12 protein-coding genes are annotated in these 13940 nt (G+C 65.1%); 9 read left to right on the forward strand and 3 right to left on the reverse strand.

Annotation, left to right across the window (positions count from 1 at the left end; translation table 11 throughout):
- Positions 1-33 precede the first annotated feature (33 nt).
- From GEV02_RS20465 to GEV02_RS20490, 6 genes are all read left to right on the forward strand, one after another.
- Positions 34-1314 carry a cyanophycinase gene (locus GEV02_RS20465; protein ID WP_152839814.1) on the forward strand — a complete coding sequence of 427 codons (1281 nt, stop codon included), beginning with the start codon at positions 34-36 and terminating at the stop codon, positions 1312-1314.
- A gap of 36 nt (positions 1315-1350) precedes the next feature.
- Positions 1351-2481 carry a succinylglutamate desuccinylase/aspartoacylase family protein gene (locus tag GEV02_RS20470; protein ID WP_152839815.1) on the forward strand — a complete coding sequence of 377 codons (1131 nt, stop codon included), beginning with the start codon at positions 1351-1353 and terminating at the stop codon, positions 2479-2481.
- A gap of 33 nt (positions 2482-2514) precedes the next feature.
- On the forward strand, positions 2515-3525 hold the full coding sequence (locus GEV02_RS20475) for a GlxA family transcriptional regulator (protein WP_152839816.1): 1011 nt from the start codon (positions 2515-2517) through the stop codon (positions 3523-3525).
- Positions 3522-4547, forward strand: coding sequence for an arginine N-succinyltransferase (locus tag GEV02_RS20480; protein WP_152839817.1), 1026 nt, complete (start codon positions 3522-3524; stop codon positions 4545-4547). Before GEV02_RS20475 ends, GEV02_RS20480 begins: the two co-directional genes overlap by 4 nt.
- A gap of 68 nt (positions 4548-4615) precedes the next feature.
- Positions 4616-6067, forward strand: coding sequence for an IgA Peptidase M64 (locus GEV02_RS20485; protein WP_152839818.1), 1452 nt, complete (start codon positions 4616-4618; stop codon positions 6065-6067).
- Positions 6068-6173: 106 nt separating this feature from the next.
- On the forward strand, positions 6174-6656 hold the full coding sequence (locus tag GEV02_RS20490; RefSeq protein WP_152839819.1) for a hypothetical protein: 483 nt from the start codon (positions 6174-6176) through the stop codon (positions 6654-6656).
- 177 nt (positions 6657-6833) lie between these two features.
- Here GEV02_RS20490 and parC read toward each other — a convergent pair whose 3' ends face one another.
- Positions 6834-9380 (reverse strand): DNA topoisomerase IV subunit A, encoded by a 2547-nt coding sequence (parC, locus tag GEV02_RS20495; protein ID WP_235922850.1) that lies wholly within the window; start codon positions 9378-9380, stop codon positions 6834-6836.
- 13 nt (positions 9381-9393) lie between these two features.
- Positions 9394-11391, reverse strand: a complete 1998-nt coding sequence (locus GEV02_RS20500) for a DNA topoisomerase IV subunit B (RefSeq protein WP_070272467.1) — start codon at positions 11389-11391, stop codon at positions 9394-9396.
- Between the two features lie 289 nt (positions 11392-11680).
- On the opposite strand from GEV02_RS20500, the gene GEV02_RS20505 reads away from it, so the two are divergent.
- From GEV02_RS20505 to GEV02_RS20515, 3 genes are read left to right on the forward strand one after another with little or no spacing between them, the layout of a single operon-like run.
- Entirely contained in the window at positions 11681-11917 is a 237-nt protein-coding gene (locus tag GEV02_RS20505; protein WP_235922851.1) for a hypothetical protein, read from the forward strand.
- Entirely contained in the window at positions 11914-12492 is a 579-nt protein-coding gene (locus tag GEV02_RS20510) for an AAA family ATPase (RefSeq protein ID WP_152839821.1), read from the forward strand. Before GEV02_RS20505 ends, GEV02_RS20510 begins: the two co-directional genes overlap by 4 nt.
- Positions 12493-12524: 32 nt before the next feature.
- Positions 12525-13286, forward strand: coding sequence for a TorF family putative porin (locus GEV02_RS20515; RefSeq protein ID WP_152839822.1), 762 nt, complete (start codon positions 12525-12527; stop codon positions 13284-13286).
- 60 nt (positions 13287-13346) lie between these two features.
- Here the strand turns inward: GEV02_RS20515 and GEV02_RS20520 are convergent.
- On the reverse strand, positions 13347-13940 hold a 594-nt coding region (locus tag GEV02_RS20520; protein ID WP_152839823.1), incomplete at its 5' end, for a hypothetical protein.

Below are 13940 nucleotides of genomic sequence, written 5' to 3' on the forward strand. Positions count from 1 at the left end.
CTGGCAATGAGATTGTGGTGAAAGGTGCTGCGCATGAAATCCGTGTCGATATTGCTGCTGTGGGCAGCGCAACTGGCCTGCGCCGTCGCGTATGCCGCGGAAGGCGCCGCGCCGCCCGCGTTCCAGCCGGTCGCCGGCTTCGTGGTGCCGATGGGCGGTGCGGTGCGCTACGACAACGATGCGGTGCGCCAGCGGCTGGTGGATCTGGCGGGCGGGCCGGGCGCGCGCTTTGTCGTCATTCCCACTTCCTCGTCGGCGCCGGAAAAGACCGGCGCCGACGCCGCGCAGGAATTGCGGCGCCGTGGCGCCCAGGTGGAGTTGCTGAAGATAGCGCCGCTCTGGACGGGCGAAAATCTGGAGTCGGCGCGACGGGCCGCGGCCGATCCGGCCAACGTCGCCAAGATCCGCGCCGCCACCGGCGTGTATTTCACCGGCGGCGCGCAGGAGCGCTATGCCGACGTGCTCAATCCCGGCGGCGTGGCGTCGCCGGTGCTGCAGGCGGTGCAGGACTTGCAGGCGCGGGGCGGCGTGATCGCCGGCACCAGCGCCGGCGCCGCCATCATGAGCCGCGTGATGTTCCGCGATGCGCTCAATCCCTTGCTGGTGCTGAAGGGCGTGATGCGCGAGGGGAAGGAGATCGATCGCGGCCTGGGCTTCGTCGGCGACCAGCTGTTCATCGACCAGCATTTCCTCAAGCGGGGCCGGGTCGGCCGCATGCTGGCGCTGATGCTGGCCAAGGGTTACAAGATTGGCCTGGGCGTGGACGAGAACACGGCCGCCGTCATCCACGGCAGCGAGATCGAGATCGTCGGCGCCACCGGCGCCTTGCTGCTGGACTTGCGCGAGGCGACGCAGGAAGCGGGGCCGGTGAATGTGCGCAATGTGCGGATTTCCTATCTGGACAATGGCGATCGCTATGATCTGGCCAGCGCGCAAGGGACGGTGCTGGCCGCCAAGCAGGCCAGGGGCGAGCTCAAGTTCCGGCAGCCGGGCTTTGTGCCGGACCAGGAATACATCCGTCCCGCCTACACTGACATCCTCGGCGAAAACGCCATCCAGCGCGCCTTGGCGCAACTGGTCGATGGGCCGCGCGACCAGGTCACCGGCATCGCCTTCGACTTGCAGCTGCCGGGGCCTGGCGTGGCCAGCGATCCCGCGCCGGAACTGGGCTTCGAGTTCGTGCTGCGGCGCGATGCGCGCACCCACGGCTGGGACAGCGCCGGCCTCGATGGCAATGATTACTCCGTCTTCGACGCCCGTCTCGATGTCCGTCCGGTGCGTCTCAAAATGCCGCTCTATCAGGCATGGCAATGACGCCGCGCATTCGATGACTGCTCACTGAAAGCTTACATGGAACAGATCACCATCGCGCTTCCTTCTCCCGCCGCCGGCACCCACCGCAGCCTGAGCTACCTCCGCTTCGGCCAGCAGGGACGCGGCCCCAAGGCCTATATCCAGGCGGCGCTGCATGCGGACGAATTGCCCGGCATGCTGGTGGCCCATCATCTGCGGCTGCAGCTTGCAGAGCTGGAGCGGCAGGGCCTGCTGCTTGGCGAGGTGATACTGGTGCCGGCCGCCAATCCTATCGGGCTGGCGCACACCCTGCTGGGAACCAGCCAGGGCCGCTTCGATTTGCGCACGGGGCAGAATTTCAACCGCTTGTTTCCCAATCTGTCGCAGGCGGTGTGGCAGCTGGTGCAGCCGCAGCTGGGCGCGGATGCGCAGACCAATCAGGCCTTGATACGGGCCGCCATCCGCACCAGCCTGCACGACCGCCAGCGCGATCTGGATGCTGGCGACGAACTGTCGGCCCAGCGTCTGGCGCTGATGCGGCTGGCCGCCGATGCCGATGTCGTGCTGGACCTGCATTGCGATTGCGAGTCCCTGCTGCACCTGTACACGGGCACGCCGTTGTGGGAGCGCGTGGCGCCGCTGGCCGGCCTGCTGGGCGCCAGCGTGGCCTTGCTGGAGACGGAATCCGGCGACGACCCTTTCGATGAAGCCTGCTCGCGCATCTGGTGGGATATCGCGGCGCTGGCCGGCGCGGACTTCCCCGTGCCGCTGGCCTGCCTTGCCGTGACCATCGAACTGCGCGGCTTTGTCGATGTCGACCACGCCACGGCCACGCGCGATGCGGCGGCCATACTCGATTTCCTGCGCTTGCAGGGCGTGCTGGCGGGGCCGCTGTCGCAAGCCGTGCCGCCGGCCTGCGAGCCCACGCCGCTGGCTGGCTGCATGCCGGTGGCGGCGCCGTCGGCGGGGCTGGTCGTGTACTTGCGCGAACTGGGCGCCAGCGTGCGCGCCGGCGAACCGTTAATCGACTTGATTGACCCTGTCAGCGGCAGCGTGCAACAATTGTTGGCGCCGGTGGACGGCTTTTATTTCGCCCGCGAGAACCGTCGCTATGTATCGCCCGGAACGCGCCTGAGCAAGGTGGCCGGCAAGCTGGCCCTGCGTAGCGGGCCGCTGCTGTCGGCTTGAGGCCGCACGCCACCCGGATCGAGGACTAAATGTATGGGGTATCCCTTTTCCGTTTCGTTGATCTTGCTGCCCGGCTTCTCGCTGTTCACGCTGGGGGCGGTGCGCTCCGTCTTCACCGCCGCCAACGAGGTCGAGGGCGAACCGCTGTATCGCGTGCGGCAATACAGCCCCGAAGGCGACACGGCAATGACCCAATGCCTGCTGACGCTCGCGGCCGACCCGCTGGCCAGGCTCAATCCAGAACAACCCGGCTTGCTGCTGTTGATTGCCGACGGGCGCGTCGACGAGCGGCCGCTCGCGCAGGTCGGCCAGTGCCTGGTGCAGCAGTTGCAGCGCTTCGGCAATGACGGCCCCTGGGTGCTGGGGGCTTGCGGCACGGGCGCGCAGGTGCTGGCGCAGCTCGGTTTGCTCGATGGCTATCGCGCGGCGATCGATTGGCGCATACAGGCCGAGGCGGTGGAGCGTTATCCCGCCACGGTGTTCACGCCGGGCCTGTACGAAATCGACCGCAACCGTATCAGCGCCGGCACCGGCGCGGCGGTTACTGATTTGCTGCTGCATTGGCTGGGCAAACGCCACGGCAGCATGTTCGCGGCGGAAGTGGCGGCCGGGCTGGGCCTGGACCGCCTGCGCGGCGGCGACGAGCGTCAGCCCGTGCCGGCGTCGGCGCAACCGGCGGTGGGCTCGGCGCGCCTCAAGGATGCGCTGGAACTGATGGCGGCCAATCTGGCCGAGCCCTTGCAGGCGGAAGACATCGCCCAGCTGGTCGGGGTATCGCGCCGCCAGCTGGAGCGCCTGTTCCGCCAGCACCTGGATACCTTCCCTTCGCGATACTATCTGGAACTGCGCCTCAAGCACGCCCGTCGCCAGCTGAAGCAGACCACGCTGTCGATACTGCAGGTGGGGCTGGTGTGCGGATTCACTTCAGGTTCGCATTTTTCCACGACCTATCGTAATTATTTCGGATATACGCCGCGCGAAGAACGAGCCCGGCTGGCGATGCCGGAAGCTGAGACTGACATTGGCGGAGAGGACATGGAATGAATCACCTGGATTATTTGTTGCGCCCGGCCACGCTGGATGATCTCGACACCATCGTGGAATTTTCCAAGGCGGCGACCTTCAGCATCCGCACGCTGAAGCCCGACCGCGCCCGCCTGGAGGAGCGCCTCACGCGCTCGCTCCGGGCTTTTGAGGGCAGCGGGCCGGTGAGCGGCGACGAGATCTATCACTTCGTGCTGGAAGACCTGCGCGTGGGCCGGGTGGTCGGCACCAGCGGCATCGTCGCCACTGCGGCGGCCAACGGCCCGTTCTATTGCTACCGGAATGAATTCCTGGTGCACGGCAGCGAGGAGCTGGGCATCAGCAACCGCGAGCACACGCTGCGCTTGTGCGAGGATTTGTCGGGGCATACCTTGCTCAGTTCGTTTTACATCGAGCCGGCGTATGAGGCGACGCTGGCGCCGCAGTTGCTGTCGCGCGGGCGGCTGCTGTTTATCCGTAACTATCCCCATCTGTTCGCGGAGCGTATCGGCGCGGAAAACCCCGGCTTGTGCGACGACGAGGGCAACAGCCCGGTGTGGGATGCGCTCGGCCACCGGTTTTTCAAGATGCCGTTTCCCGAGGCGGAGCAACGCACGGGCGGGCGTTCCAAGAGCTTTATCGCCGAGCTGATGCCGCGCATGCCGGTGTATGTGTCGCTGTTGACCAAGGATGCGCAGTGGGCCATGGGGCAGCTGCATCCGGACGGCGAACTGCCGTTCGGCATATTGGTGGCGGAGGGATTTGATGTCGATTCCTACGTCGACATCTTCGACGGCGGGCCGATAGCCGAGGCGCGCGCCGCCATGTTGCGCACCGTGGTGGCCGCGCAGGATGTGGGTGTGCGCAGCCTGGCCGTCGCGGCGGGGGACGTATTTTTGGTGGGTAATCGGGCGTCCGCGGACTTCCGCGCCACGCTGGCGCAGGGCGAACTGCTGGACGACACCCTGCAACTGATGCCCCCGGCGCTGGCGCGTCTGGGCCTGGCCGAGGGTGCGCAGGCTTGCGCGGTCAGGATCGATTAGCGAACTGCCGATTTCGTGCCGTACAGGATTACAATGGCGGGCATCGTACACTGCTTATCAGGAGTTCCATGAACCGCTTCGTATCCTTTGCGCTGGCCGCCTTCACGGCGGTTGTCACCCTGCCTGCGCTGCCTGCGTTGGCCGCACCATCCGCGCAACCCGCCACCGTCCGTGTCGACTATCTCCACAGCGGCAACGCGCTGAACGAAAGCTATGCGATGGAGCGCGTGGTGATCGAGCCGCTGCCTTGGCCGGGCGATATGCGCGCCACCATCGACAACACCAATCGCGGCAACAACATGGTCGAGGTGGTGGACGCCAAGACCGGCGAGCTGCTGTACTCGCGCGGCTTCTCCACCATCTTCGCCGAATGGCGCAGCACCGACGAGGCGACGCGCGCCAATCGCGGTTTCCAGGAATCGGTGCGCTTTCCCAAGCCGGACCGCCCGGTGCGCGTGCGCATCCTGAAGCGTGACGACCGCAACGCCTTCTCGGTGGCGTGGACCGCCGACATCGACACCGACGCGATGGATGTGGTGCGCAAGCAGACGCCTCCTGCGTCGATGGCCGCCGCGCCCAAGCCTATCGCCATCCGCGTCAACGGCCCGTCGCCGGACAAGGTCGACCTGCTGATCCTGGGCGACGGCTACACCAAGGCCGACATGGCGAAGTTCGAGGCGACCGCGCGCAAGCTGGCCGACCATCTGTTCGATACTTCGCCGTTCAAGGAGCGCGCCAAGGACTTCAACGTCTGGGCGCTGGCGCTGCCGACCGAGGAATCGGGCGTGTCGCGTCCTTCGACCGGCGTGCACCATGCGTCGCCGCTGGGCACGCGCTACGACATCTTCGGCAGCGAGCGTTATGTGCTCACCACCGACAACCGCGCGCTGCGCGAGCTGGCGCAGTACGCGCCGTATGAGTTCATCGAGATCCTGGTGAACAACGAAACCTACGGCGGCGGCGGCATCTTCGGCCAGTTCAGCACCGCGGCGGCCAACAACGATTGGGCCAACTACCTGTTCGTGCACGAATTCGGCCACCACTTCGCCGGCCTGGCCGACGAGTACTACACCTCGCCGGTGGCCTATCAGTCCAACGGCACGCGCCAGGAGCCGTGGGAGCCGAATGCGACGGCGCTGCGCGATCCGGCCAATCTGAAATGGAAGAAGTTCGTCAAGGCCGGCACGCCGCTGCCGACGCCGTGGCAGAAGGAGACCTATGAAACCGCGTCGCGCGCCTACCAGAAGGAGCGCGCCGCGCTGCGTGCGGCCAACCGGCCGGAGTCGGAGATGAGCGCCTTGTTCCGCAAGGACCTCGATTCGACCGCCGCGCTGTTCTCCAAGGATCCGCACTTCCACACGGTGGGCGCGTTCGAGGGCGCGAACTATGAGGCCAGCGGCTACTACCGCCCGCAGATGCAGTGCATTATGTTCGACCGCAGCGAGAAGTTCTGCGCTGTGTGTGCGGACGCCATCGGCGCCATCATCGATCTGTACTCGCGCCCGGGGGCGGGCAGGTAATTTCGTTTAAGTACGGTAGCGTACAGAGTGCTTCCTCTCATCGGCTTATTCTGAATACGTGGCAAGAACAAGAACGCATCCAAATAAAACTTTGAGAGGAAACACCATGAACAAGATTATCGCTACCCTGATCGCCGGCCTGTTCGCTACCGCCGCTTACGCACAAACCGCTCCGGTTCAGACCCCAGCCGTCGTCAAGGCTGAAAATGAAGCCAACAAGGACGTGGCCAAGGCGCAGCAGAAGGAAATGAAGGCCGACGTCAAAGCCGACAAGAAAGCCGACAAGGCTGTCGCCAAAGCCAACAAGACCCATGACGCCGCCGCCGCCCACGTCGAAGTGGAAAAAGCCAAAGCCAACGAAAAAGTAGCCAAGGCCGATCCTGAAGACAAAGCCAAAGCTGAAGCCAAGGGCGACAAGGCAGTCGCCAAGGCTGAAGAAAAAGCCGGCAAAAAAGCCGTGAAGGCCGACGCCAAGGCGATCAAGGAAACCGTTGATGCGACCGCCGACAAAGCCATCGCCGCCAACAAGACCGATGCCGTCAAAGCCAAATCGGCAGCCGACATCAAAGCCGCCGCCGCCAAGAACTAACTGGTAGCGCGTAAAAAAACCGCCGGCATGCCGGCGGTTTTTTCATTTGGGCGGCTCCTGGCACCACCGTCATTCCCGCGCAGGCGGGAATCCAGGCATTGCCTGAATTCCCTCCATGCTTAGCTGACTACGGAACCGCCGTATGGATTCCCGCTTTCGCGGGAATGACGCGCAACGTTAGACGATAGGCGTCAGCAGGTTAGGCTTGATCTTGGTCGCCAGTTCCTTGCCCTTGCGGGCGCGCTTGCCGAAGTGGACCGCCAGCGCCGATGCCGACAGGCGTTCTTCCTGCGGCTTGCCGCCACGGCCGATGCCGGAGACGATCACGCCTTTCTGGCTGATCGGCTTGGCCGATACCAGCGTCTCCTTGTCGGCCAGCTCCATCAGGATCACGCCGCGGCCGCCGTTGGTCAGCACCTTCATCTCGTCCATGCCGAACACCAGCACCCGCGCGCCCGACGACAGCACGGCGACCGCGCTGGCGCTTTCCGGCACCACGGCCGGCGGCAGCGGTACGTCGCCTTCCTCCAGCGTGACGAAGGCCTTGCCGCCCTTGATGCGGCTGACCATGTCGCCAGCCTTGGCGACGAAGCCGAAACCTGCGCTGGTGGCCAGCATCAGCTGCGTCGTGCCCGTGCCGGCGAAGTAGTTCAGGATGCGCGCGCCCGAAGCCAAATCGATCAGCGTGGTGATCGGCACGCCGTCGCCGCGTGCGTTAGGCAGCGCAGCCACCGGCACCGAATACACCTTGCCGTTGCTGCCGAAGGCCAGCAGGTTGTCCACCGTGCGGCATTCGAAGGCGCCGTACAGCGTGTCGCCGGCCTTGAAGGTGAATTGCGTGGCGTCGTGGCCGATGCCGGTACGTGCGCGTATCCAGCCTTTTTCCGAAATGATGACGGTGACCGGTTCGTCCACCACCTTCTGTTCGACCACGGCTTTCTGCGCTTCTTCGATCAGGGTGCGGCGGGCGTCGCCATAGGTCTTGGCGTCGGCGTCGATTTCCTTGATGATGGCGCGCTTCATCGACGATGGGTTGTCGAGCAGGTCTTGCAGCAGGCCTTTTTCCTTGCGCAGCTCGGCCAGTTCCTGCTGGATCTTGATCGCTTCCAGGCGGGCCAGTTGGCGCAGGCGGATTTCCAGGATGTCTTCGGCCTGGATTTCCGACAGGCGGAAGCGCTCCATCAACGCCGCTTTCGGTTCGTCCGAGTTGCGGATGATGTGGATCACTTCATCGATGTTCAGCAGGATGGTCTCGCGGCCTTCCAGGATGTGGATGCGCGCATCGACCTTGCCCAGCTTGTACTGCGTGCGGCGGGTGACGGTGGCGAAGCGGAATTCGATCCACTCCTGCAGGATGTCGGTCAGGCCCTTCTGGCGCGGACGGCCATCGCCGCCTATCATCACCAGGTTGATCGAGGCCGACGATTCGAGCGAGGTATGCGCCAGCAGCAGCAGCATGAATTCGGTCTGGTCCTGGTTCTTCGATTTCGGTTCGAACACCAGGCGCACCGGCGCGGCGCGGCCCGATTCGTCGCGTATCGTATCGAGCGAATTCAGGATCAGCGATTTGAGCGCCAGCTGTTCCGGCGACAGCGCCTTTTTGCCCATCTTGATCTTCGGATTGGTCAGCTCTTCGATCTCTTCGAGCACCTTCTGCGACGAGGTGCCCGGCGGCAGTTCGGTGACGACCGCCTGCCACTGGCCGCGTGCCAGCTCTTCGATCTTCCAGCGGGCGCGCACTTTCATGCTGCCACGGCCGGTCGCGTACATGTCGCTGATCTGCGACGGCGGGGTGATGATCTGGCCGCCGCCCGGGAAGTCCGGGCCGGGGATCATCGCCATCAATTCGCTGTGGCTGATCTTTGGATTGCGGATCATGGCGACGGCGGCTTGCGCCACTTCGCCCAGATTGTGCGACGGGATTTCCGTCGCCAGACCGACCGCGATACCGGAGGCGCCGTTCAGCAGCACCATCGGCAGGCGCGCCGGCAGCAGGCACGGTTCTTCGGTCGAGCCGTCGTAGTTGGCCTGGAATTCCACGGTGCCGAGGTTGATCTCGTCCAGCAGCACTTTGGCGATAGGCGTTAATCGGGCTTCGGTGTATCGCATTGCAGCGGCGCCGTCGCCGTCGCGCGAGCCGAAGTTACCCTGGCCGTCGACCAGCGGGTAACGCAGCGAGAAGTCCTGCGCCATACGCACCATGGCGTCGTACACCGACTGGTCGCCGTGCGGGTGCAGCTTACCCAGCACGTCGCCGACCACGGTCGCGGACTTGCGCGGCTTGGCGGCGCTGTTCAGGCCCATTTCGTTCATCGCGTACAGGATGCGGCGTTGTACCGGCTTCTGGCCGTCGCACACGTCCGGCAGCGCGCGGCCCTTGACCACAGAGATCGCGTAGTCCAGGTAGGCGCGTTCGGCGAAGGTGGACAGGGTCAGCGTGTCGCCGCCGTCGCCGTCATCGCCGCCGCCCAGGGGGCCGTCGTTGCCGCCGTTGCCACCACCGTTGCCGCTGTTGCCGCCGTTGTCGCCGCCAGCGCCGCCGTTGTCGCTGCCGCCAGCGCCGCCGCTCAGCGGATTGCCGGTTTCGCCGCCGCTTGCGGCCACGTCACCGGCTTCGTCGCCGGCCGCTTGCGTAGGCGCAGGCGAGGGCGCAGGTGCTGCAGGTTGAGCCACCGCTGCCGTTTCCGGCGCCGGTTCGTCAAAGAGATTTGCTTGATGAGTCATAGTCGGTCAGTAATTAGATATCTGCTTCGGCTTCGTTGCCGTGTTCTTCGATCCAGGCGCGGCGCGCGGCCGCTTCGCCTTTGCCCATCAGCATATTGAAGCGCGCCGACGATTCGCCGTGCGCGTAGGCGCCCAGCGATACCGGCAGCAGCCGGCGGGTGTCCGGGTTCATGGTGGTTTCCCACAGCTGTTCGGCGTTCATCTCGCCCAGGCCTTTGAAGCGCGAGATCGACCAGGCGCCTTCTTTCAGGCCGTCCTTGCGCAGCTTGTCCTCGATCGCCACCAGTTCGCCGGCGTCGAGCGCGTACAGCTTCTGGATCGGCTTCTTGCCACGCGCAGGCGCGTCGACGCGGTACAGCGGCGGACGGGCGATGCAGATGTTGCCGTTGGCGATCAGGCCGGGGAAGTGCTTGAAGAACAGCGTCAATAACAAGACCTGGATGTGCGAGCCGTCGACGTCCGCATCGGAGAGGATGCAGATTTTGCCGTAACGCAGACCGCTCAGGTCCGGCATGGTGTCGGCGTTGTGCGGGTCGACGCCGATCGCCACCGAGATGTCGTGGATCTCGTTGTTGGCGAACAGGCGGTCACGGTCGGTCTCCCAGGAGTTGAGCACCTTGCCGCGCAACGGCAGGATGGCCTGGAATTCCTTGTCGCGGCCCATCTTGGCCGAGCCGCCCGCCGAGTCGCCCTCGACCAGGAACAATTCGGTGCGGGTGACGTCGGTCGATTCGCAGTCGGTCAGCTTGCCCGGCAAAACGGCCACGCCGGACGATTTCTTCTTCTCGACCTTTTGCAGCGAGCGCAGACGCGATTGCGCCTGCTTGATGACCAATTCGGCCAGCTTCTTGCCGTAGTCGACGTGATGGTTCAGCCACAGCTCCAGCGCCGGCTTCGAATAAGTCGAGACCAGACGCACGGCATCGCGGGAGTTCAGGCGCTCCTTGATCTGGCCCTGGAACTGCGGGTCCAGCACCTTGGCCGACAGCACGAAGGAAGCGCGCGCGAACACGTCTTCCGGCAGCAGCTTGACGCCTTTCGGCAGCAGCGAGTGCATCTCGACGAAGTTCTTCACCGCGCCATACAGGCCGTCGCGCAGGCCCGATTCGTGGGTGCCGCCGTTGGGCGTGGGGATCAGGTTGACGTAGGACTCGCGCACGATGGCGCCTTGTTCGGTCCACGCCACCACCCAGGCCGCGCCTTCGCCCTCGGCGAAGCCTTCGGCGTCCGGGCCGGCGAACTGCGCGCCTTCGAACAGCGGGATCAGGGTCTCGCCGTCGGTCGATTGCGCCAGCGCTTCGGTCAGGTAGCCGCGCAGGCCGTCGTTGTACTGCCAGGTCTGCGATTCGCCGGTCTTGGCGTTGGCCAGCGTGACGGTGACGCCCGGCAGCAGCACGGCCTTGGAGCGCAACAGGCGCTGCAACTCGGTCTGCGAGATGGCGGGGGAGTCGAAATATTTGGCGTCCGGCCAGGCGGTGACGCGGGTGCCGGACTTCTTGCCGTCGCGCGGGGCGACCACGGAGGACAGCGGCTCGACGACGTCGCCGTGCTCGAAGGCCAGCTTGTGCAGGCCGGTGCCGTCGGGCTCCTTGCGCCAGACGGTGATCTCCAGGCGCTTGGACAGCGCGTTGGTGACGGACACGCCGACGCCGTGCAGGCCGCCGGAGAAGGCGTAGGCGCCGCCCGAGCCCTTGTCGAATTTGCCGCCCGCGTGCAGGCGGGTGAAGACGATTTCCACCGTCGGCACGCCTTCTTCAGGGTGCAGGCCGACCGGGATGCCGCGGCCGTCGTCTTCGACGGTGATGCTGCCGTCGGCGTTCTGCGTGACGATAATGTTTTTGCAATGTCCGCCCAGCGCCTCGTCCGAGGCATTGTCGATCACCTCCTGGATGATGTGCAGCGGATTCTCGGTGCGGGTGTACATGCCAGGGCGTTGCTTGACGGGCTCCAGGCCCTTGAGGACGCGGATGGATGATTCGCTGTAGTCGGAAACTGGTTTTTTAGTGGCCATACGTGATCAAGCTTGTAATTTCGATACTGGGTTTATGTACAGTTTTATGCGGACGTTTGCGTATTCTATCCTCAACCGGGCGTAATCGCGGCAAAAAAACGGCGCGGGCCAATTTATACACGATGTTTACAGACCGGACCTGCCTTTTTAGACCGTTTTTACGGCGCCGTCGATAAGCTGTTTTGTATCGCAACGATCAATTCAGGGGTTCGATATGCACGCATTCTTCCACACCAGGTCCGCCCAAAGCCAGCACAGGGCCCGGCCGCCGCGGCCGCGCGCCTGCCTGATGCAGCTCACCGTCGACACCCATGCCGTCACCGCGCTGCGGGCGCTGGTGATGCGCACCTGCGGCGACGCCATGGAGTTCATGCGGGTCGAAGCCTGCGACCACGGCGCCCGCGCCAGGGTGTGGCTGTGCGTGTCGCGCGCGCTGGCGGTGCAGGTGATGGAGGCGGTGATGCGGGGCTTGCCGGGTGCGGAATTCGGCCGATTGACGCCGCTGGCGGTACGGGGGGCGGCATGATCGTCGCCATCGCCAACCAGAGCGGCGGCGCCGGCAAGACCATCGTCGCCAACAACCTGGCGCTGCTGCGGGCGCGGGCCGGGCGCAAGGTGATGCTGGTCGATACCGATCCCAAGGCCGCCGCCAGCAGCTGGTGCAGCGAGCTGGCCGCCGCCGGCGTGCGGCCGCGCGTGGCGACGCGCGCCATCACCGGCCGCTCGCTGGTGGAGGATCTGGAGCAGCTGCGCAACCGCTACAACGATATCGTCATCGACACCGAGGGCCGCGACACCGCCGAGAGCCGCGCCGCGCTGATCGCCGCGCGGCTGGTGGTGGTGCCGGTGACGCCCATGCAGGTCGACCTGTCGACCCAGTACCAGCTGATCGCCCGGCTGAATGCGGCGCGCATGTTCAACCCCGGCTTGCGCGTGCTGTTCGTGCTGGTCGGCGGCGACGCCGAGCCCACCGCCGGGGAGCGCGCCGCCGTGCGCGCCTACGTGTCGCGGGTGATGTCGGCCACGCTGGCCAATACCGTCGTCCACGGACAGGCGCCGGCCGATATGGACGCCCTGTACCGCGAAGTTTTTACCGCTTGATTTGACTTAACCACTGTAAGAAAGACCGCAACATGAAAAAAATAATACTCGCCGCAGCCATCGTCGCTGCTTTCACTGGCACGCAGGCTTGTGCCGAGGATGCCGCGCCGGCCGTCAAGCCGGACAATGAAACCAGCTTCAATGCGGCGCTGGTCAGCGACTACCGCTATCGCGGCATTTCGCAGACGCGCTTGAAACCGGCGCTGCAGGGCGGCTTCGATTACGTGAACAATCCGACCGGCCTGTATGTGGGCACCTGGCTGTCGACCATCAAGTGGACCAAGGATGCCGGCGGCAGCGGCGACGTGGAGGTGGATATCTATGCCGGCAAGCGCGGGCAGGTCACGGCCGACGTGGCCTACGATGTGGGCGTGCTGACGTATGTGTATCCGTCGAACGGCCTGGCGCATGTCAGCGGTTTCGCCAACGCCAATACCACCGAGGTGTATGGCCAGCTGGGTTATGGCCCGGCTTATATCAAGTATTCGCACGCCGTGACGAATCTGTTTGGTTTTGTCGACAGCAAGAACAGCGGCTATGTGGATATCGGCGCCAATATCGAGGCGGGCGAGGGCTTCACGGTCAACCTGCATGCGGGCCATCAGAACGTCAAGCATAACGGCGCTTCCAGCTACAGCGACTGGAAGATCGGCGCGACCAGGGACTTCGGCGTGGTGACGGGCGCGCTGGCCGTCATCGGCACCAACGCCGGCAAGACGGCCTACGCGTCGCCGGCCAACGGCAAGTTCCTCGGCAAGACCGCGCTGCAGCTGACCATCAGCAAAGTGTTCTGACCGGATTGACGCCGGTTGCGTAAGGCGCGGCGCGTGGCGCGCGTCCCTTTTTTGGGTTCATCACGGACTTCCGGGAACGTGTTTCGTCGCAGGACGTTTTTTGCGACGGCGGGAACCTCGTCCGGAACCGCTCTTGGGCTGCATGCCATTACCGGGCGTCGCGACTGGCATGCTGGGTTGGCGCGGCGGCCCCGATGGGCGCGCCACGGGTTGTCGTGCGGCGCGGGCGCGATCACCCTTGGGCGCCGCTGGACTGTTTGTTTGGGGCCTTGATGATTGCGTGACCTGGTCTTGCGCCGGCTTGATTGCGGCCGGGGTATGCTGACGATCGTCCTGCGCCTCGCCGGCGAGCAAACGCGCTATCGCCGCTTTCCGCGCCGCCCTGCAGACATCGGCCAGCAGCCATGCATCACTGCCGGGCAGGCGCAGCCAGATGGCTTTCCATGCGTTGCGGTTGCCGCTGCCCTGCAGGTTCGCAAAGCAGGAAGGCGACACCGCGTGTTTGCCGTACTTAATTTCCGCCCCTGCCACGGTGGCGAAATACTGCTGGCGACCGAAGCTGGCGCGCAGCCGGGTGCCTTCGGGCAGAAACACCTCCTTCCATTGATAGCCTGCTTCGGAGAGCTCAGCCGGCTGCTGGGGAGGCGGCGGTGG

Source organism: Rugamonas aquatica (genome assembly GCF_009380215.1).
Classification (GTDB): Bacteria; Pseudomonadota; Gammaproteobacteria; order Burkholderiales; family Burkholderiaceae_D; genus Rugamonas; species Rugamonas aquatica_B.

What these genes read in the sequence shown, in the direction of transcription:
- GEV02_RS20465 (WP_152839814.1), top strand. Translation starts at nt 34, where the DNA reads ATGAAATCCGTGTCGATATTGCTGCTGTGGGCAGCGCAACTGGCCTGC.
- GEV02_RS20470 (WP_152839815.1), top strand. Translation starts at nt 1,351, where the DNA reads ATGGAACAGATCACCATCGCGCTTCCTTCTCCCGCCGCCGGCACCCAC.
- GEV02_RS20475 (WP_152839816.1), top strand. Translation starts at nt 2,515, where the DNA reads ATGGGGTATCCCTTTTCCGTTTCGTTGATCTTGCTGCCCGGCTTCTCG.
- GEV02_RS20480 (WP_152839817.1), top strand. Translation starts at nt 3,522, where the DNA reads ATGAATCACCTGGATTATTTGTTGCGCCCGGCCACGCTGGATGATCTC.
- GEV02_RS20485 (WP_152839818.1), top strand. Translation starts at nt 4,616, where the DNA reads ATGAACCGCTTCGTATCCTTTGCGCTGGCCGCCTTCACGGCGGTTGTC.
- GEV02_RS20490 (WP_152839819.1), top strand. Translation starts at nt 6,174, where the DNA reads ATGAACAAGATTATCGCTACCCTGATCGCCGGCCTGTTCGCTACCGCC.
- parC (WP_235922850.1), bottom strand. Translation starts at nt 9,380, where the DNA reads ATGACTCATCAAGCAAATCTCTTTGACGAACCGGCGCCGGAAACGGCA.
- GEV02_RS20500 (WP_070272467.1), bottom strand. Translation starts at nt 11,391, where the DNA reads ATGGCCACTAAAAAACCAGTTTCCGACTACAGCGAATCATCCATCCGC.
- GEV02_RS20505 (WP_235922851.1), top strand. Translation starts at nt 11,681, where the DNA reads ATGCAGCTCACCGTCGACACCCATGCCGTCACCGCGCTGCGGGCGCTG.
- GEV02_RS20510 (WP_152839821.1), top strand. Translation starts at nt 11,914, where the DNA reads ATGATCGTCGCCATCGCCAACCAGAGCGGCGGCGCCGGCAAGACCATC.
- GEV02_RS20515 (WP_152839822.1), top strand. Translation starts at nt 12,525, where the DNA reads ATGAAAAAAATAATACTCGCCGCAGCCATCGTCGCTGCTTTCACTGGC.